This window comes from Pseudomonas palmensis (assembly GCF_017848315.1).
Lineage (GTDB): Bacteria > Pseudomonadota > Gammaproteobacteria > Pseudomonadales > Pseudomonadaceae > Aquipseudomonas > Aquipseudomonas palmensis.
Window position 1 is genome coordinate 83,905 of record NZ_JAFKEC010000004.1, and the last position, 21,045, is coordinate 104,949.

A 21,045-nucleotide genomic window follows, 5' to 3' on the forward strand; every position below is an offset into this window, starting at 1 on the left:
CATTTTGCAGAGTGCTAACGCAGCCCTTCGTTGTTCAGTTGCAAGCGCGCATAGAACAGAATTGCGACCGCTGGAATCAACGCAGAGTAGCCGGGTTTGACCGCGCTTTTCAGGTTGGTGACTGCGGCCTTGATGCGTTCGGTCGAGATCAGCCCGGTCAGCGACGGAAGCATTGATATTGAGGCCAGTGCCAATCCATTGCTCTCGCTCGACAATGCCGAGCTGCTGTTTCGATACACAGGCGCCGGTGGCTCCGGAGTCGAGAAATAGGAGGTAATGGTCAGGCTGGCGGCCAGGCTATCGACCTGTTCGAAGTAGCCTTTCTCTGTCATGGCCGCCATATGCTCAGTAATCTCCTGTCGCGAAGCAAGCACATGAGCCTCACCGAACGAAGAGCGGAAACACGTGCTGATCAGTAGCGCTTCCATCTCCACCACCTGCGCACAGTTGTGTAACTCGCTCAGCAGATCGTAATGCTCCGCCAGCATCAACAGAATCTGCACATACTTCAGGCCCCGGCCGCGTGCCACGTTGACCAGGCAGTGCCCGCCCAGAAGTTGGAATTCCTTGCTCAGCAGGTAGAGCGAATGATCGGTTTCCAGCGTCGTCCAGCTGCTGCTACGCAAGTGCTTGGCGAATTGGCCGCGGATGCGGTCGCTGGTCAGTTCGAGCAGGTCGTACAGAAAGTGGTCGGTTACCACAGGATCGGGGTTCTTGATGATGGGGTGGGGCTGAAGAGAAACGGGTAGGCCACTTTGGTAACTGTGGAAACCTGATTCTCTCAGTACCTGCTCCAGTCGCGGCCAATAGTCCGTGTGGCCGAAAGATTCCATGCGCACATTTTTGCAGTTGGCAACTGGTTGGCGGCCGGCGCTGTTTTCCCCGATATTCAACCGCAGAATGTCATCATCTTTTGAGTAAGCGTTGTACAGCTTGCAGTTGGTGCGCTTGCGGATGGCACGCGCCTCATTGCCCGACAGTTCGGTAGCTGCGGCCATCAACAGCACGTCGCCGATTTCGAGGTCGTGATTGGCGGGCTTGTGCAGCATGTCGAGCAGCGCACTGACGACGACCCGTCCGCCAAGTGAATGCCCGACCAGGTTGATCTTCGACACGTAAGGATGAAATTCGAGGAGGTAGCGCTCGAGTTGTGACAGCAGTGTCTTGCCCATGGCGGTTGCGCGTTTGCGACTGCTGTTGAAGTGCACGGCGCGGTCGACCACTGCAGCCGCAGCGCCCGCTAAGACATTGACCCGGGTGATCGCCGACACTCCGCCGCTGGACAACGCATCGAACTGACTCCAGTGACCCGACGGCCAGAAAGCAAAGATGTTGACGCAGTTGTGCAGGGACGAAGGGATGCACTTTCGCAGCGCGCACCGGTCTTCCATGTCGTGGCCGGCGGAGTAGCCATGGATGAAGACGTTTGCGACCTCTCCTGAACGGTGAGGGAGGCTCAGGAATTTGAATGTATGGCTCACGTGACGGGGTATCCGAGACTGTAAGGTGCGACGTTGATCAAAAATAGCTCGCAATGCCGCTACGAGCATCCTCATCCTCGACGGTCGCCAGTTGGTAGGGGCTTTCTGGTATGAGCTCGGGGGTACTCTTTTAGCGCAAGCGCTGTCGTTTACACTGGATAACAAGCATCGCCGCGCTTATCGCTTGCCGATACCCAGGCCATTGGTAATCCGGCATTTCGTAGGCTCGAGACCACCCCAATGGTTGGACGGATAACGACCGGCGTTCACTACCGTACCTTCCGTCGTTTGGACTTCTAGCACGGCATTCCAAAGCGACACTCTGGGCGCTTCCAAGAAGGGGTCTAGACACAAAAAGTGAGTCACTATGGTTTTGGCCCGACCTTCCGGACCGTCAATCACCTGACTCTGATAGCCGACCACCAATAGCCAATGACCCTCGCCGCCTGGCCAGTCCACGCCGACAATCGTTGAGTACCCAGCGGTTACCGCTGCGACCAAATCAGTGACAAGTGAACGGGTAGTGCCGTTGAATTTCTTCAGGCTGAGCTGGTTACGAAAGCAATCCAGTAACCAATCCAGGTCGTACTCGTCGGTGCCGTTATTGATTAGCCCACCGAACTCAATCAACCGGTTATAAAATTTTCCCAATCGGGTTCGACCATCGTGCAACCCCATGTAACTCGCTTCAAAGCGGGTAACAATGCCATTGGCTACCAGTGCCATCATCAAGCTATAGGGGCCACAGGCCCCGTCGAGATCCCCCTGGCGGAAGTGCACCGCCTCGCCGGCTTCGTTCACCGGTCCAGATCGCGAAAGGGAAAGCTGGGGCATTACATTCATTACGTTCAAGGGGGAGCGTCCGATGCAAAGGCGAGCGGTAGAAGCGGTACCGCGACTCGCAAAAGGGAAAACGATAGCAGTTGATGATGGCTAATCGCCTTGCGTCTGTCGAGTATCAGTTATGATCAATTGCATTCCAAAAGGCTATCACCCTTGCTGCATTTTTACCCCAATCTAGGATGGTGCGCGAACCAATATGCCAACCATGTGGATGATTCGAGGTGACGGAGGCCGTCTTTACGACCATCCCTTTCAAGGTCCTTTCGTTTTGGCATCCTTGATGACCCTATCTGTTGAAACCCCGCCCGTTCCAATAAGCGCAAAGCTGGTAAAGTGCCACCCGCCAGATAGACGTGGTGGCGTCCTCGACGGACGTTATCACTGCTGAAAATGCATCGGCTCATGCCGCGACTGAGCGGTAATGAATTGATCAGCGGAGTGCCGATCTGTCTGGGTTTATTAGGCGATCGATTTATCTTAATGCAGTTTTCTGTGTACCTAGTGCCCTGACAAGGATTGCACCAATGCAACTGACCCAAGCCCCAGCCCCCGGTGCACGTGCAGTGATCCGCGATGAAGAGTGGATTATCCAGAATGCCGACCAATGCAATCTTGGTGGCTGGCAGCTCTCCTGCATAGGCGTGTCGGAAACCGTGCGCAATCGTCATGCGCTTTTCCTCACTGAACTCGAAGGCGTCACGCTGATTGACCCAGCAAAGACTGAGCTGGTGTACGACGAATCGCCCACATTTATTGCTTCGCGGCTGTTTATCGAGGCGCGTCTGCGTCAGTCGGCGCTGCAAAGCGAGTCGGTAGTGATTGGTCAGCATGGGGTCATGGATGCGCTGCCGTTTCAGTTGCAGCCCGCTCATCAGGTCTTGCAGCAGCTGCGCCCGCGCTTGCTCATTGCGGATACAGTAGGCCTAGGTAAAACCCTTGAGGCCGGCATCCTTACTGCTGAGTTGATGCGCAGAGGTAAAGCGCGCCGCATTTTGGTGGTCACTACCAAAAGTATGATGCGCCAGTTTCAGCAGGAGTTCTGGAACCGCTTTACCATCCCGCTCACCCGCCTGGACTCAGCCGGTATTCAGCGCATTCGTCGCGATATCCCTGCCAATCACAATCCCTTCAACTACTTCGACCGCACCATAATCTCGGTCGATACCTTGAAGCGCGACAGCGAGTACCGGCACTACCTGGAAAGCGCCTGGTGGGATCTGATCATCATCGACGAAGCCCACAACGTTTCCTACAAGGGCAATCGTACCCAAAGTAATCGCTTGGCTGAGTTACTCTCGCAACGCTCCGATGCACTGATCTTGCTCACCGCCACGCCGCACAACGGCAAAAAAGACAGCTTCGCCAGCCTCGTGCGCATGCTCGACCCCACGGTGCTACCAGCAGGGGCCGACTACACCCGTGAGGATGTCGATCACCTCTTTGTTCGCCGTTTCAAGAAAGACGTGCGCGAGCAGATGACGCAGGAGTTCCCAGAGCGAGAAGTGTTTCGTTTGGCCTGCGCCGCAAGCCCGGCGGAAAACCTCGCCTTCGATGCCCTAGCCGAGCTCAAACTTAATAGCGACGGGACCGGTGCGCGCGACGGTGCCATGTTGTTCCGCACCGTGCTGGAAAAGGCGCTGTTCTCCTCCCCGGCAGCCTGCCTACAAACGCTGAAAGATCGCATCCGAAAGCTCGAGGTAAAAGACGCACGCCATCCTGATCTTGAGGGGCTGCGTGATCTTCAAGTTCTGGTGCAGGCCATCAGTGCCGACAAATTCAGCAAATTCCAGCACCTCATCAGCCAGCTCAAACAAGGTCAGCACTGGCGTTGGGATGGCAAAGATCCAAGTGACCGCCTGGTGATCTTCACCGAGCGAGTGGAAACACTGAAATTCCTCCAGCTAGAGCTGCCCAAGGCCTTGGGGTTAAAAGACAACGCCGTAGCCATCCTGCACGGCCAATTGCCTGACCAGGACATCCAGCAGGCGGTCGAAGATTTCGGCAAAACCCATTCGCCCCTGCGCCTGCTGATTGCCTCGGATGTGGCCTCCGAAGGTCTTAACCTGCACTACCAAGCTCATCGGCTGATCCACTTCGATATTTCCTGGTCACTGATGGTGTTCCAGCAGCGCAATGGTCGTGTGGATCGATATGGTCAACTGCATGCCCCGAAAATCGGCTACCTGCTGACAGAACCTCGCCACGAGAGAATTCGCGGTGACTTGCGCTACCTGGAAATCCTGATTGCTAAGGACGTGCAGGCGGCGAAGAATATCGGCGATCCATCAGCCTTTATGGGGCTGTATGACGAGGAGCTGGAAGCCTTCGAAGTGGCCAAGGCCATTGAAGGCAACCGCACTGTCGAGGAATTCGCCGCGCTACTGGCTGGGGATGATATCGACCCTTTCGAAGCCCTGTGGGGCGCGAACGTACCCGGCACTGATAGCGTTGCGCCCGCCAGCACAGCAGTGCTCATGGTGCCCACTGCTGAACTCACCAGTCTGTTTAACGACAGCTACATTTACCTTCGCGATGCCTTGCGCTGGCTGGCGCAACAGTCGCCGCGCGAACATGCTGCAATCAAAACGGATGATGCCAGCCGCACGCTGAGCTTCCAGCCCAGTCGCGACCTTGCCCAGGTGCTCAAGCGTGATCTGGCCAGCGAAATGTGGCCGAACGATAATACCTTTGCCTTGAGCGCCGATAAGGCTGTGGTTGAAGAGGCCATCAAACAGGCGCGCGACACCAATGCCTGGCCGCAGCTGCACTACCTCTGGGCGCTCAACCCAATTGCCCAGTGGCTCGACTACAAACTTATGGCACTGTTTCGTCGCCAGCGTGCGCCGCTGCTGCGCGTTGCGAAGGGGCTGACCGCAGGCGAAGCCATCGTGCTGGTGCTCGCCCAGGTGCCCAATCGCCGGGGTCAAGCCGTGCTAGCCGAGTGGCTCGGTGTACAGCTCGATGCTGCTGGGCAGGTGGTAGGCGTACTCAGCCTGGCGGAAACACTACAGCGCACAGGACTCACCAGCACCGCGAAAGCCCAGGCCAACGATGGTCAGGCGCCCGACAGCCGTGCCCTGCAAAGTGCACTACCGGCGGTTATTCAGGCAGCTGAAAAACACATCAAACCGATCAAGCAGGCCTTCGATGCCAACTGCCGCCAACGTCTGGAGCGCGAGTTGGCCAAACTGCAAACCCTGCAGCTCAAACACAACGAACAGCTGGAAATCGATTTCGCCAAGGGTATAGAACAGGTCATCGCAGCCAAACGTAAGCAGAAAGAAAGCGCCACCGCAGACCTGTTCAGCAACTACCAACAATGGATTCGTGACACCCTGCAACTGGATGACCGCGCTCAGTTCACCGTTGTTGCCGCACTGATGGCTTAAGGAAGGAATACAGCATGAGTTTTGCCATCACCGGCCTCACCAATGCCAACGAGTTCTACAGCCAGCACTACCTGGACGAGATCCTCGAAAAAGACCTCAAGCCGCTGTTTGACCAATGGAAAGAGCAGGGCGCGCAAAGCCCCGTCGCTCGTCTGCGCACTGCTGCGGGCGCTAATGGTTACTTCCGTGCCCGCGAGCGCTTTCTGAATGAGCGCAAAACTAGCGAGCGCGCCAGCCTGTTTATTGACTTAGTGCAGCCTCTGCTCGCTGCCCTAGGTTACGAGCTAGTGCCTCAGAACCTTACGTTGGCCGAAGGCGAATTGCCGGTGCTCGCGGTGTACCGCGATGCCAAGCACCAGCCGCTGTTGGTTGTTGCGGCAGCTATTGCCAATGCGGAAGACGACGAGAACAGCCCACTGCAATTGCTTGCGCCGGCGGCCAGTGAACAAGGCAAAGGTAAATATGCCCACAGCGATTGGGAGGAAACCCTCAGCAAACGCCTGTTTGCCGACGACCACCCGCCACGCTGGGTATTGCTGCTGCACCATGAAGAGTGGCTGCTGATCGAGCGCAGCAAATGGGGGCGCAAGGCACTGCTGCGCTTCAACCTGCCGGAACTGTTCGGTCCGCGTGATGACAAGCAATTCCGCGCTATGGCCGCGCTGCTGGGCAGCCAGTCGGTGCTTCCGGTGGAAGGCGGCGTGGCGCTGCTCGACAGCCTGGACGACAGCTCGCACAAGCATGCCTTTGAGGTATCCACTGATCTCAAATACGCCCTACGTGAATGCATTGAGCTGATTGCCAATGAGGCTATATGGTACAAACGCACGGTGGCCAAAGAGAAGGTGTTTGAGCGTAACGATACCGACCTAGCCGACCAGCTCAGTCGTGAAAGCCTGCGCTACATGTACCGTCTGCTGTTTATGTTTTATATCGAGGCGCGGCCCGAGCTGGGGTATGCGCCCATCGATGCCGAGGCCTACCTCAAGGGCTACAGCATCGAGCACCTGCGCGAATTGGAACAAACCCCGCTGATCACCAGCGAAGCTCAGGAAGGTTTCTATTTTCACGACAGCCTCAGGCAGCTCTTTGGCTTGATCTGGCAAGGCTATCCGCACCGGGATGCCAGGGCGAGTCAGCTCGACTTGGGTGGCAGTCATGATAGCTTGCTCGACAACGGCTTCACCATCGCGCCGCTACAAGGACACCTGTTTGACCCTACGCGCACACCGCTACTGGGTAGCGTGAAGCTGCGTAACTCGGTGCTGCAGAAAGTGATCGAGCTAATGTCATTGTCCCGGGGCGGTGGCAAGAGCCGTCGTGGGCGTATCAGCTATGGCACCCTCGGTATCAACCAACTGGGTGCGGTGTACGAATCGCTGCTGTCCTTCCGTGGCTTTTTCGCCGAAGAAGATCTCTACGAGGTACGCCCTGACCCCAAGGGTAAGAAGGCAAGTACGGGCGACGAGAGCGAAGAAGACGATTCGAGCGAGAGTGATACGGACAGAGAGGAAGGCCTCGATACCCCCAGCGCCGCCGACAAGAAAAAAGATGCCGAGGTCAACCCGCTGGATGCGGCGTATTTTGTACCTGCTAGTAGCATCAGCCACTATACAGACGCTGAACGCTTGTTTGGTGGCAATACGAAGATTCATCCTAAGGGCAGTTTTATCTATCGCCTGGCCGGTCGTGCCCGCGAGAAATCGGCGAGCTATTACACCCCGGAAGTGCTGACCAAATGCCTGGTCGAGCATGCGCTGAAGGAGATTGTCCCCGGCAAGTCGGCAGATGAAATTCTGAAGCTCACCGTGTGCGAGCCGGCCATGGGTAGCGCTGCGTTCTTGAACGAGGCCGTCAGCCAATTAGCCGAAGCTTATCTGCAGGCCAAGCAGAAGGAGCTGGGCCGCACTATCCCGCACGAGCAGTACACCGAAGAAAAACAGCGGGTGAAGATGTTCATTGCCGACAGCAATGTCTTCGGTGTGGACCTCAACCCCATTGCGGTGGAGCTAGCCGAAGTCTCCTTGTGGCTCAACGCCATTTTCAAAGGCAGCCATGTGCCGTGGTTTGGCTTGCAGCTGTACAACGGTAACTCCCTGGTGGGCGCGCGACGCGAACTGTTTAGCACCGCCCAGCTCAGCCCGGGCAGGGGTGAAAACGGTCTGCCCGAACGCGACTGGCGCGCTGCCGCGCCGCGTGCTTTGCCACTCACACAAGTGCCCGCCGCTACCGATGTATACCACTTTTTGCTACCTGCTGAAGGCATGGGTATGGTCAGCGATAAGGTGATAAAGGCACTGAAGCCCGCGGCCTTCAACCAATTCAAACAATGGCGCAACGCCTTTACTGCGCCGCTGAGTAGCGATGAAATCAAACGGGTACAGGCGCTAAGTGTTGCCACCGAGCAGCTCTGGCAGCAACACGCCCAGGAGTTGGCCCGTGTGCGCGCCGCTACTTGCGATGAGCTTCATGTATGGCCCGACCCGGCCGCGAACCGCGCTCCGACTAGCACCGCGCAGAAAGATGCCGCCTACCAGCGGGAAATGCTTAGCGAAGCGCAGAAAAATGCCAGCCCATACCGTCGCCTCAAACTGGTGATGGATGCCTGGTGCGCCCTGTGGTTCTGGCCACTGGATAAAGCCAGCGAGTTGCCTAGCCGCGAACACTGGTGGTTTGTGCTGGAAACTGTACTGCTCGGCAATGCCAGCCTGAACAGTGTGTCGGCGGATGATCTATTCCCAGAAACCCACCCGCAGCAGGGGCTGGACTTTGCTCCCGAGCGTGACCGTTACGGCTATGTCGATATCGCCGCGCTGATCAACGCCTTGCCTCAACTGCAGGTGGCGCAGCAAGTGGCCGGCCAGCAGCACTTTATGCATTGGGCGCTGGAGTTTGCTGATGTCTTCAAGGATCGTGGCGGCTTTGATGTAGTGCTGGGTAACCCGCCTTGGATCAAGGTGGAGTGGAACGAGCAGGCGCTGCTCTCGGACTTTGATCCGCGTTTTGCCATTCGTAAGCTTAGCGCCAAGCAGACGGCGGATCAGCGTGAAGCGGTGTTTGCCGCCTTGCCGCACGCAAAGGCTGATTTTCTGGCTGAGTGCGTGGCTACAGAAGGTATGGGGCAGTTTCTCAACGCCGTACAGAACTATCCGCTACTCAAGGGTCAGCAGAACAATCTGTACAAATGCTTTCTGCCGCTGGTGTGGCAGATCGGTAGTGGCGTACAGGCGCTACTGCACCCCGAGGGGGTGTATGACGACCCCAAGGCGGGAGAGCTGCGCGCATCCCTATATCCTCGCTTGAAGGCGCATTACCAGTTCACCAATGTGAATCTGTTGTTTCAGGAAGTGATGATCTGGGTCCGATATTCCATCAACGTTTATGGGCGTGTTCAGAACGAGATTCGCTTCCGGACAATGGCCAACCTGTTCGCGACAGCGACGGTAGCGGCCAGCCTGGAACATACTGGCGGTGGCTCCGTTCCGGGTATTAAAAGGAATGAAGGTGGATGGAATACGGCCGGTCATGCCAGTCGAGTGATAGAAGTGGATGAAGCCTTGCTGGCTACCTTTGCTCAGCTCTATGACATTCCTGGGACTCCTGCATTGCAGGCCCGCTTGCCCGCGGTACATAGCCGTGAGCTGGTTGCAGTGCTGGAAAAATTTGCCTGCGTACCAAGAAGACTCGGAGATCTGCAGGGTAATTATGGCACCCTTGAAATGTGGCACGAAACTGGCGCGCAAAAGGACGGCACCATCTGCCGCCGTAACACCAGCGAAGACGGTTTTGTCTCTGATCCCGCCGAGTTTGTGCTGTCCGGCCCGCATTTCTTTGTCGGTAATCCGTTCTACAAGACACCTCGTATGGTTTGCACAACTCCACGTGCTTATGATCCGCTCGACCTTGAATTACTACCTGACGACTACCTGGCGCGTACTAACTACCTACCAGCCTGCGACGCACAGGAGTACGCCCGTCGTGTGCCAAGGGTGAGCTGGGTGGAAGAGGGCGAGCGCGAAGCGAGAGCGGCGACAAGGTATTATCGCATGGCTTTTCGCGGCATGCTGTCCCAGTCAGGTGAGCGTACTTTGATTGGCTCAATTGCAGCACCGGGACAGGCGCATATTAACGGCGTGCAAAGCACCGTATTCAAAAGCGTTGAGCACCTGCTGTATCAAGCGATCTTTTCGTCGTCTTTGACCGCAGATTTCTTTATCAAAACCACCGGACGAAGCAATCTGCACTTTATCTGGGAGCAGTTTCCTATGGTGGAAATGCAGGCTGCTGCTGCGTTGAGAACCTTGACACTTAACTGCCTCACCACTCACTACGCTGACCTCTGGCGCGACTGCTGGCAGCCCGCTTTTCAGCAGGATTGTTGGGCCAGTAACGACCCGCGCCTGACGCAGGACTTCTTCACTCAGCTCACCCCCGACTGGCAGCGCAACTGTGCCCTGCGCAGCGACTATGCTCGCCGTCAGGCGCTGGTGGAAATCGACGTGCTCGCTGCCCAGGCACTCGGACTCACGCTTGACGAACTGCTCACCATCTACCGCGTGCAGTTCCCGGTGATGCATCAGAACGAGCGTGACACATGGTACGACGCTCAGGGGCGCATCATCTTCACCGTGAACATTGGGCTTGCGGGCGTGGGCCTGCAGCGCAAGGCCAGCAAGCGCGACGCCAGCTGCACCGTGCGCCTGCCCGATGGCAGCACCAAAACCGGTCGTCTCGGTTGGGAAGATGTAAAACCCAAAAACGGCCAACCCCAAGTCCCCGACGGCACCGTCATCGAGTGCCCTATCCTTGACGACACCCAACCCGGCGGCCCAATACACCGCACCATCCAATACACCGCCCCTTTCACGCTGGCTGACCGCGAAGCTGACTATCACGTAGCCTGGGCGCATTTTGCCAAGGAGGCGAACCATTGCTAACCCTACTGGAGGACTCAGCAAGGCGGATATCGGACAGCTCAAAGTTCTGCTGACGGATTGTATGAGCAACAGATGTTGAAGCGTGATGGCGCGAGCCATCGTTATTTCGTGCGCTAGCCGCTAAAGCCTGGATACCAGCACACCGCTGAGCTACCACCAAAAGGAAACGGATTTTGGCTACCCAAACCATCGAGCAGTTCTTCACCGGCAAGACCCTGGAAATTCCCGCGTACCAGCGTGACTACGCCTGGACGACCAGCAATATCGACGACTTGTTTGAGGATATCGAGGAAGCGATGGAGCTGGGCGGTGGCCACTATCTGGGCACCTTTATCTTGTCGCAGACTGGAAAAATGGCACCGGTGCGAGTGGTGGATGGTCAGCAGCGGCTTACCACGCTGACCATGCTGCTCGATGCTTTGGTTGATGCAGTCGATGAGTTGCCCATCAAGGAGCATTACCGCAGTACCTACATCACGCATCCTGTATACGGCCCCAAGTTCACCGTTCTTGGCAGTAACAAGTCATTCTTTTCTGCACTACTGAATGATGAGATGCCAGAGCCTGATTCTGATGGCCAGCAGCGCTTACTGGTTGCCTACCAGTGGATTCGCCAACGCATCAGAGCCATCAAGGTGCACCAAGGACAGGAAGCCATCAAGAGCTGGTTGCTGAGCATCAGCCATCTTGAGGTGCTTGAGTTCACCGAGGCCAATGAGGGTAAAGCCATTCGCATGTTCCAGTCGGTCAACGACCGGGGGGTACCTTTGGCGAAGATGGATATCGTCAAGAGTTTGTTGATCTATTACTCCAATCGCTTTCTGGATGGCGAATTGGATTCGATGATCGCTGATAAGTTCGGTGAGGCCTTCCGCAGCTTTAGCAAACTCAAGAAGCTCGCGGCGGAGCCGGGTTATCAGATTCGTCTGATCAATCGTGATCCGTTCCGGGAAGACGACGTGCTGCGGTATCACTATTTCGCGTTTAACGGCGAGCAACACGATGTGGAGTCCGGGGCGGATTACAACGCAACCTCTGAAACAGTTCTGGAGTCTTTCCTCAAGCCGGCACTCAAAGCCATGCGCGGCGACAAGGAGCGCTTAGCCAGGTTTATCAGTGATTATGTCAGTGATTTGGAGGTGTTCTTTAAAGGTCTGCTCGGTTTGGCTGAGGGGGGGCGAACCAACCGAGGCCTTTATCTGCTGCTGGTTGTTCAGGATCTCTCGGCCACGCTTTACCCGCTGATCATCCGCCTGTTCACTTCGAAGATGCTGGAGGTGCAAGTACCTAGCTATCTGAATTATTCGATGCTTGAGTTGATTGAGCTCGCAGACCTTCGTGTGTTTAAACTGCAGGGTACGAATCCGCAAGCCGACATGGCTGCTCTCATGCGAGCGTTTAGTCATTTAACCACTGAGGAGATTGCTGAGCGGTTGATCAATTTTTGTCAGCGGTTTATGCCAAGCGCTAAGTTCGAGTCGCGTTTGGCTGGGGAGGAGATGTTCCGAAACCCTGGGCTTGCGCGAGTTTTGTTGGAATCTGAGAGCGCAGCCAGAGTCGCCGTGGGTTTGCCACAGCTCGATATAGGAGACCTGGTCGAGATCAGTACTGCAGGTCTGACCATCGAGCATATTCTTCCGCAGGAGCCTTCCTTTGGCGTCCGTCTGTATGGTTTCCGCACTGAAGACGCCTATCTCGAGCATATCCATCTGCTCGGTAATCTCGCACCGCTTGAGAAGCGCATCAACAGTGCCTGCAATAACTGCTCAGCGGAGAACAAGATGCGCGATCAGAAATTGTACCGGTCTTCGCAGTTCAGGTTAATCCAAGGGGTGGCGGCCAAGAACGCTAGTGCCAATCCAGCCTTTTCCAAGGATGCGATCCTTGCCCGTAGCATCGAGATTGCCAAGTTCTCAGTGAAAAAATGGCCCCTCACTGAAGCTGATCTTGCCGAGTAAAAAATATGCAGCCACTTATCGTTTCTCAGCAGGTCACTCAGGGCGTCGCAGACTTTCTGCGCACCGCATTCCCGTCCACTACTACTGGTTTTGAGGGCTTGCTGGAGCGCTTTTTGGCTGAGCGCAGCAATATCTTCAAAGGGCCATATCTGACATTGCCACTGCCATTTCGCAAGCAGCTTAATGGCGGGTTACCAGCTTTTCCTTGGTTACCCGCCAGCTTTGTGCCCCATGCACATCAGGCCAAGGCTTTTGCGCGGCTGGCGGGATCAGAGGCTCAATCCACGTTGGTGGCAACGGGTACGGGGTCGGGTAAGACCGAGTGCTTTCTATATCCGATCCTTGAGCATTGTCGAGTGGCGCGTGCCGAGGGGCGGCGTGGCATCAAGGCGATCATCCTCTATCCCATGAATGCCTTGGCCAGCGACCAATCTGGGCGTGTGGCCAAGGAAATCGTTAAGGCCGCTGGCCTTAGTGGGATTCGTGCAGGCTTGTATGTGGGCGATGCACCGGCTGTAGAGTCGCAAACGGTCGCCGAATTGAGTGGCGGCAGTTATTCGGTGATTACCGACCGCAATGCCCTGCGTGAAAATCCGCCGGATATTCTGCTGACCAACTACAAGATGTTGGACTTTCTTCTGCTGCGTGCAGCAGATGCCCCTTTGTGGGCGCATCAGCAGCCGGACACGCTGCGTTATTTGGTGGTGGATGAGCTGCATACCTTTGACGGTGCGCAGGGTACTGATCTGGCCTGTTTGATTCGCCGTCTCAAGGGACGTCTGAAGGCGCCGCCGGGCCAGTTGGTGTGCGTCGGTACTTCGGCAACGCTGGGCGATGATGGCGTTAGCGATTTGCTGGCCTTTGCCGGTGATGTGTTTGGTGAAGTGTTGAATGACAGTGCGGTTATCGCCGAGGACTGCGAGTCGGTTGGGGATTATCTCGCTGAAGCCCTAGTTGAGTTCACCCAAAGCCCGCAGCCCAGTGATCTGGATACCTTGGCACCCGATAACTTTGACGACCTGCATGCCTATCTGGCGGCCCAAGCGCCTTTGTGGTTCGGTGAGCCTTGCTCGGTCACGCAGGCAGAGGATTTTGCTTGGCGCTGTGGCTTGGGTAAGGACCTGAAGAGCCACTTTGCCTTCCAGAATCTTTTGCGTGATTTGGAGCGTCTTGGACCAAAGTCCGTGTTGCTGGATGACCTGTTGGTACTGCTCAAGCGCCGTTTGCCGAGCTGCGATGATGAGCGCTTTGCGCTGCTTTGGTTGTCTAGCCTGCTGTCGTTGGTGGCGCATGCACGCCAGGATGCACATCAGAACTTTTTCTTGCAGGTAAAGGTGGAAATCTGGCTACGTGAGCTGCGCCGCATGGCGGCTGTTCTGGATGCTGAACCGCAGCTTCGGCATCACGATGACTTACGTAAAGCCGATATGGAGCGGCTGCATCTGCCGGTGATCCATTGCCGCGAGTGCCACGCCACCGGCTGGGGTTCTACGCAGCAAAAGATCAGCCCCAATCAACTCACTCATGATTTGCAGGCGTTTTACAGCGCGTTCTTCGCCGAGGATGTGAGTACCCGTTTTATCTTTCCCTCCAGTGCGGGGGCGAACCCAGCAGTGTTCGAGCGCAAGCAGGTATGCCCTGCCTGCGGCTCCTTGCATCAGGCATCACAAACCGAATGCTCACACTGTGAGGATCAGCCTTTGCTGGCTATAGATATTGCCAGCAACCTGCGTGAAGGTACGCGCAATGGCGCGAAGTACACCAAGTCGCACCATGATTGTCCTTTTTGTGCCGGTTATAAAACGCTGACAATTGTTGGTTCGCAAGCGGCCAGTCTGGCGGCGGTGATGGTGGGACAGTTGTTTGCAACGCGCTTCAATCCGGACAAGAAGCTGATTGCTTTCTCGGACTCGGTACAGGATGCGGCGCATCGTGCAGGGTTCCTTGCCGCGAGAACCTGGCGAATGAACTTACGCCCGGCGTTGGCGCAGGTAATTGCTGATGCCTATGCAGCTGGGCGACCTGTGACACTAGAAAATTTGCCAACAGCATTCGCGCAACGTTGGCGCACGGCGCTAGGTGATGGTCATTACATTGCTAACTTCCTGCCGCCGCAAATGCAGTGGCTACGTGATTACGAGACCCTGATGGAAGAGGGGGCGCTGCCTGAAAGCAGCAACCTACCTAGCGAGTTGGCGAGGGTGTTGCCTTGGGTCCTCAATGCAGAGTTTGGCCAGGATGCTCATATTGGTCGCACTCTGGTAGCGACGGGAACTGCATGCGTAGTGCCACTTGCGGGCAAGTTAGACGAAGCCGCTCAATGGCTGTTGCCACGTCTACGTGACACGCTTGAACCGTTAGCCGCCGCGCAGCTGGAAGAAGTTGTTGTTTTACTGCGCGGGCTACTGGAAAACATGCAGCGCATCGGGGCTTGGCGTGATCAGGAGCTAGGGTTTTATGCGCGAATGGGTAGCAGCCCTTGGGGGTATAAGAAGAATCCAAGCCAGTTCAAGCTTCTAACCAGCCCGCGGCCTCCGAGGTTTTTGACACTGGCAGAGTTTGGTCGCTGTGTCAGTATAACTAAGAGCCATGCCCGTTTGTTTAGCGACTGGGCGTTCAAGGCATTGCCTGCTTTGCATGATCTGGCGCTGGGTACGGATGCCTTGATTGCGCCGCTTTATCGGCTTGCTCTTGAGGCATTGGAAAGCGTTGGCTTAGCAGGTTTTGAGGAGGCTACCGAGAAGCCGGATATCCGTGTATGGGGGCTGGAGCCCTCTGCTTTCCACGTTATCTTGGGTGGCAAGGTGTGGCGGTGTGCCATCTGCCACAGCACAACACTCTCTGGCCCAGAGGATGATTTTTCTGAGCAAGCGTGTCGCCGCGTCGATTGCCGGGGCGAGTTGCACGCACTAGATGTACCCGGTGATTTTTATCGCAAACTCTACCTGAATGCGGACATTCGGCGGGTAGTGGCGCACGAGCATACTGGTTTACTGCCGCGCGAAACGCGCGAGGCAGTAGAGCGCAACTTTAAATCCAACAGTGATCGCCCCGGGGGCATTAATGTGCTTTCCGCGACACCCACTCTTGAGATGGGTATCGATATTGGCGACTTGTCCAGCGTGCTGCAATGTTCGGTTCCTCCACAGCAGGCAAACTACATTCAGCGAGCCGGTCGGGCAGGGCGTAGCACTGGTAATGCGTTGCTGATGAGCATGGCGACCAGCAAGCCGCATGACCTGTATTTCTGGGATGACCCGAAAACCATGATTGCAGGTTCCGTGCAGGCACCTGGGGTTTTCCTTAACGCCTCGGCGGTACTTGAGCGTCAACTTACAGCGTTCACTCTAGATTGCTGGGTGCATGAGAACGGGCGGGCGGCGCAGATCCCTCAGGAAATTCGTGGGGTGTTCACTGCGATCAATAATCAGACCAACAGCAAGTTTCCTTACCCTTGGTTGAGTTATGTGGAGCAGCACCAAGCGTCGCTTCTTGAACGGTTCTTGCGCTTGTTCAATCAGGGAGATATGTGCCCTTTGAGCGACGGTACGTGCCAATGGCTGGCTAATTTCATTCAGGGCAGCAACGGTGATAGCAGCCCGTTGGCGTATAAGATCGTCAACCGTTTGCAGAGCATTGCTAGTGATGTTGAAAGCATCAAGCGCAAGCGTGAGGCCGCAGTGAAGGAGATCGATAAGCTGCAGGCATTGACGGTGCGTGGTGAGGATCAGGAGCTGGAGTTGGCACGACTGCTTCAGGATCGAACTGCGCTTTCGCGTTTGATTGGCAGCATTGAGGGTAAGGCTACGCTCAATGTGCTGACTGATGAGGGCTTGCTACCCAACTATGCGTTCCCGGAGCAAGGTGTGCTGTTGCGCTCGATCATTGTGCGCGATTCAAAGGCCGGGACATCCGCTCCTGATCCTCTGACCTTCGAATATGAGCGTCCTGGATCAACGGCCATCACTGAGTTGGCACCGAACAACACCTTTTATGCCGAAGGCAGGCGGGTGGTGATCAACCAGATCGACGTATCGAAGATCAAGCCGGAGCACTGGCGTTTCTGTAGGCAGTGCTCCTATACCGAGCCGCTATCCTCAGGTGATCAACACTCTAACTGCCCACGCTGTGGCGATACGCTGTGGCGCGACAGTGGCCGGGTGCACGAGATGTTGCGTTTGACCACGGTGTTTGCCCGAACGCTGGATCGCGATAGCCGTATTGCTGACGACTCAGACGAGCGTCAGCGCGGCTTTTATGTGCGCCAAGCTTTGGTGGATAGCCCGCCTGATGCGGTGCGTCAGGCCTTTGTGATTGACGAGCAAACATTTCCTTTCGGCTTCGAGTTTCTCGATCGGGTGACTTTTCGCGAGGTGAACTTTGGCGAGCAGTCAGCGGAAGGCATGCCGATGGAGATCGGCGGGAAGGAACTCAGCCGCCCTGGTTTTAGCATCTGCCCCGAGTGCGGCACCTTACAGCGCAAGCGCAAGGCCGAGGAGCTATATCGAAACCATTCGTCCTGGTGCGCGAAGCGCAAGAACCCCGAGGCGAGCACGCAGCAGTGCGTGTTCCTCTACCGCGAGTTCACTAGTGAGGGCATTCGTCTGTTTTTGCCCGAGGTGGGTTTTGCCGATACCAACGAGGCCCTGCTGAGCTTTGTGTCGGCTCTGGAGTTGGGGTTGGCGCGGCGGTTTAGGGGAGCAGTGGACCATCTGCGTATTGCTCTAGATATGCGTATGGCTGCGGGCTCAGATACGCCGCGTTGTTATCTGGTGATCTACGACAGCGTGCCAGGTGGCACCGGCTATCTCAAGGAATTGATGCGCGCGCCCGAACCGCTGTTGGAAGTATTCGACATTGCACTGCAAGCCCTCAATACCTGTACTTGCAACCAGAATGCGGACACCGATGGCTGTTATCGCTGTGTGTACCGCTATCACAACAGCCATGATCGTAAGTCTATCTCGCGACGTACAGCACAGAAATTGTTGGGTGAGGTGATGCAGTACAAGGGAGCACTGAAGCCAGTTACCCATCTGGCCGACGTCCAGCCAGCTAACCAGTTACTGGATAGCATGCTGGAGAGGCGGTTTGTCGAAGCGCTGCGCCGTGAGCATGAAGGTGAGAAGTTCAAGCTGAGTGAGCTATTGTTCAAGGGCAAGGCGGGCTATCAGATACAGGCTGGCTCGCGTCGTTGGCGGATGGAGTTGCAGGTCAATCTGGGAGCCAGCGAAGGTGTGTTGATTCCGTGCAAGCCTGACTTCGTATTCTGGCCAGACGATGCCGCCGACGACCTGCCCGTGGCGGTCTTTGTTGATGGTTGGCAGTACCACAAAGACATCATTACTACCGATATAGCCAAACGTATGGCGGTGGCCAGGAGCGGGAAGTTCTCAGTCTGGACGCTAACCTGGGATGATGTCGAATGCGCTTTGCAAAACCAGGTATTACCTACGCCATCGCCTTGGGCAACTTTGCTTAATGATGATCCACAGCAGGTAGTGCAGAAGCTGTGCGCGGCACAGGGCATCGCAACACTCTCCAATTTCAAATCGCTGCCGTCCTTTGGCCAGATGCATCAGCGTTTAGCCCATGGGCAACATCAAGCGCTCGGCAAATTGGCCGTCTGCCTGGCTGCGGGAATGTTGATGCCACCGGGTGACACTACTGCGCTTCAAGTCCTGCGCGAAGGGGCTTTCTGGCAGCGTTTGGATGAGCTGGGTCTGCTACCTGACCTGCAACTGCATAGGCTGAGCCTGCGTCAGCTCGGTACAGCCTGGATGCTGGCCATTGCCATGCACCCGGAGCATCTGAAGCAAGTGATGACGGGCAATGGCTCTGCAGACTCTGAGCCTGTTCTGGTTGGCGAGTGGAAAGAAGATGGCCTGCCCGAAAGCGAGCTGCAGTTACGCTGGCAGCAACTTTGGCAGGCACTTAACTTATTGTTGCCGCTGAGTCAGATTTGGGTTGGCAACGCTGAAATGCCAGGGTTACCTGCGCTGCAGGATTGTTCTGCGCTCAAAGCAAAATCCGGCGGACTGTCTGAAGCCTGGCAGGAAGCGCTGAGTCTAGCTGCACATGAAGTACAGTCTTGGGGCTTGGCTCTGGCTGGTCTGGACGTAACCGCCCCAGAAGTGGGCTATGAGTTGATGGATGAGAAAGGCCGCGTAATAGCAGAAGCCGAATTGGCTTGGCCAGATGTTCGTACCGCCGTACTACTGCCAGATTCTGGAGCAGTGGCTGCGCTTTTTGCTGGCCAAGGTTGGCATTCTTTTACCGCTGATGGCAGTGAGTTGCCTGATGAGCTGAGAACCCTTTTGATGGAGACACTGGCATGACGCTGGCACTCAAGATTGCAATGTCCGATGACTTTCTGAAGTCGTTTTCGGTAGTTCCACGTTCTCATCAGCAGGCGGTACTGACCTTCGTTGCAAAGTTTCGTCAGAACCCAATGGCGACCGGCATCAATTATGAGCGCATTCATGATGCCGCCGATCCGAACATGCGCTCGGTTCGGATCAACGACAATATGCGTGGAATCGTGCTTAAACCTGATGTGGGCAACGTTTACTGCCTGTTGTGGGTTGACCAACATGACGATGCCTATCAATGGGCACGTCGCCATCGAGTCGCGATCCATCCGGATGTTGGCAGCATCCAGGTTTATGCAGTGCAGGAGGTGGCTAACACGAAAGCATCTGACGCCTCGGCCGAGGTGCGTGCAGTGGGACTGTTCGATGCCCTCAAGGATCGTGAGATTCGCCGGCTGGGCGTACCCGATGATCGGCTGGAAGCGGTGCGTGCCGTAACTAATGAAGGCGAACTTGAGGCGCTGGAAGCGCAATTGCCCGATGAGGCATTCGAGGCGTTGTATCTATTTGCTGCCGGCGAGCTTTTCGAGAAGATCATCAGTGATCAGGCCGCGCCAGAGTCTGTCGACCCTGCAGACTTCGGGGCTGCGCTGGAGCGCGATAGCTCGCGTCGTCATTTCGTGGTACTGACTGATGACAGCGATCTGGAGGCCTTACTGGCTGCACCTCTAGAACGCTGGAGGGTCTTCCTGCACCCAACTCAGCGCAAGTTGGTGGAGCGTGACTGGAATGGTCCAGTGAAGGTGACCGGTGGTGCAGGTACTGGTAAAACTGTTGTCGCCATGCATCGCGCTGCAAGACTTGCTCGACAATATTCGAACTTGCCTGGTCGTCCGGTCTTGTTTACCACGTTCACCAAAACACTTGCCGAGGACATCCGCCAGCATTTGGCGCTGCTGTGCACCCCACAGGAATTGGAGAAAATTCAAGTAGTGAACCTGGATCAGTGGGCTTCCAGCCTTCTGCGTCGTTTTGGCTACCCACATAACCTGCTGTACAACGAAGGCGATCGTCGCCGTTTCTGGCAAGCAGCTCTGTCTGCGATGCCGACATCGGTTGATCTCAGCCTAACGTTCATGCGTGCGGAGTATGAGCGAGTGGTGCTGCCTCAAGCTTGTGAAACTGCTGAGGACTATATGCGTGCCAGTCGAGTCGGCCGTGGCGGTCAGCTCGGCCGTGCGATGCGTAAGTCTATTTGGCCGGTGTTTGCCGAATACCGTGCCCAGCTGCAAGCCGCCAATTTGCGCGAGCCTGAAGAGGCCTTCCGTGAAGCCTGTCAGTTGTTAAGGACAGAGCAGCCCGCACTCGGAATTCGGTCCATGGTGGTAGATGAAGCCCAGGACATCAGCAACGCAGGTTTTGAGCTTATTCGCACAGCCGTAGAGGAAGCTGAAAACGACCTGTTTATCGTTGGCGATGCTCACCAGCGTATCTACCGGCACAAAGTCGTACTGAGCCGGGTGGGCATTGAGGTTCGTGGCCGCAGCCGTAACCTTAAGGTGAACTACCGCACCACAGACGAAATCCGTCAATGGGCCTGTGCTCAGCTTGAAGGATGTGCTGTCGACGACCTGGACGGGAATGCGGATTCTCTGCGCGGTTACCGTTCGCTTACCCATGGTGATGTGCCGGATATCATTGAGTCGTCTTCCGTTAATGAGGATATTCCGCATATACAAACGATCCTTAAACAACTGCAGGACGATGGCATGGAGCCTCGACAGATTTGCATCACCGCACGTACTAACGAGGATCTGGAAAACATTGCTAGAGCTCTGCAGCAAGCCAATATTATTCACTTGAAACTAGATAACGCAACCTCGGACGATTCGGCACTATTGGGCGTCCGTCTAGCCACTATGCACCGCATCAAGGGGCTTGAATTTAGCGTAGTGATTGTTGCCGCCTACAAGGGAGCCACTACTTATGCAGGGCAATTTAGCCGTGATGAAGATGCCGGGGTAACCGAAGACACTGAAACTTCTGAAAGATGTCTGCTGCACGTTGCTGCTACTCGAGCAAAGAGAAATTTGTTTCTCCTAGTGCGGCCCTCTGTTGGCTGAAGT

The 21,045-nt window shown here is 56.0% G+C and carries 7 protein-coding genes; 5 read left to right on the top strand and 2 right to left on the bottom strand.

Features of this window, described 5'->3' with window-relative positions; all coding sequences use genetic code 11:
* Nucleotides 1-14: 14 nt before the first annotated feature.
* Together JZZ72_RS04005 and JZZ72_RS04010 are read right to left on the bottom strand one after the other, a co-directional pair.
* A complete protein-coding gene (locus JZZ72_RS04005; RefSeq protein WP_205489178.1) occupies nt 15-1,481 on the bottom strand; it encodes a DUF726 domain-containing protein in 1,467 nt (488 codons plus the stop codon).
* 177 nt (nt 1,482-1,658) lie between these two features.
* Nucleotides 1,659-2,315, bottom strand: a complete 657-nt coding sequence (locus JZZ72_RS04010; protein WP_057711080.1) for a hypothetical protein — start codon at nt 2,313-2,315, stop codon at nt 1,659-1,661.
* A 533-nt stretch (nt 2,316-2,848) separates the two neighbouring features.
* Here JZZ72_RS04010 and JZZ72_RS04015 point away from each other — a divergent pair.
* From JZZ72_RS04015 to JZZ72_RS04035, 5 genes are all read left to right on the top strand, one after another.
* Complete coding sequence (locus tag JZZ72_RS04015; protein ID WP_210014069.1) at nt 2,849-5,713, top strand: DEAD/DEAH box helicase; 2,865 nt, start codon at nt 2,849-2,851, stop codon at nt 5,711-5,713.
* 14 nt (nt 5,714-5,727) lie between these two features.
* Nucleotides 5,728-10,650, top strand: a complete 4,923-nt coding sequence (locus JZZ72_RS04020; RefSeq protein WP_210014070.1) for an Eco57I restriction-modification methylase domain-containing protein — start codon at nt 5,728-5,730, stop codon at nt 10,648-10,650.
* Between the two features lie 173 nt (nt 10,651-10,823).
* Entirely contained in the window at nt 10,824-12,608 is a 1,785-nt protein-coding gene (locus JZZ72_RS04025; RefSeq protein WP_057711083.1) for a DUF262 domain-containing protein, read from the top strand.
* Nucleotides 12,609-12,613: 5 nt separating this feature from the next.
* Entirely contained in the window at nt 12,614-18,946 is a 6,333-nt protein-coding gene (locus JZZ72_RS04030) for a DEAD/DEAH box helicase (RefSeq protein WP_210014071.1), read from the top strand.
* Nucleotides 18,943-21,042 carry a UvrD-helicase domain-containing protein gene (locus JZZ72_RS04035; RefSeq protein ID WP_210014072.1) on the top strand — a complete coding sequence of 700 codons (2,100 nt, stop codon included), beginning with the start codon at nt 18,943-18,945 and terminating at the stop codon, nt 21,040-21,042. Before JZZ72_RS04030 ends, JZZ72_RS04035 begins: the two co-directional genes overlap by 4 nt.
* Nucleotides 21,043-21,045 lie beyond the last annotated feature (3 nt).

Bases quoted from the DNA above. Each gene is read 5' to 3' on its own strand.
- JZZ72_RS04010 (WP_057711080.1), bottom strand. From the start codon at position 2,315: ATGCCCCAGCTTTCCCTTTCGCGATCTGGACCGGTGAACGAAGCCGGC.
- JZZ72_RS04030 (WP_210014071.1), top strand. From the start codon at position 12,614: ATGCAGCCACTTATCGTTTCTCAGCAGGTCACTCAGGGCGTCGCAGAC.
- JZZ72_RS04035 (WP_210014072.1), top strand. From the start codon at position 18,943: ATGACGCTGGCACTCAAGATTGCAATGTCCGATGACTTTCTGAAGTCG.
- JZZ72_RS04020 (WP_210014070.1), top strand. From the start codon at position 5,728: ATGAGTTTTGCCATCACCGGCCTCACCAATGCCAACGAGTTCTACAGC.
- JZZ72_RS04015 (WP_210014069.1), top strand. From the start codon at position 2,849: ATGCAACTGACCCAAGCCCCAGCCCCCGGTGCACGTGCAGTGATCCGC.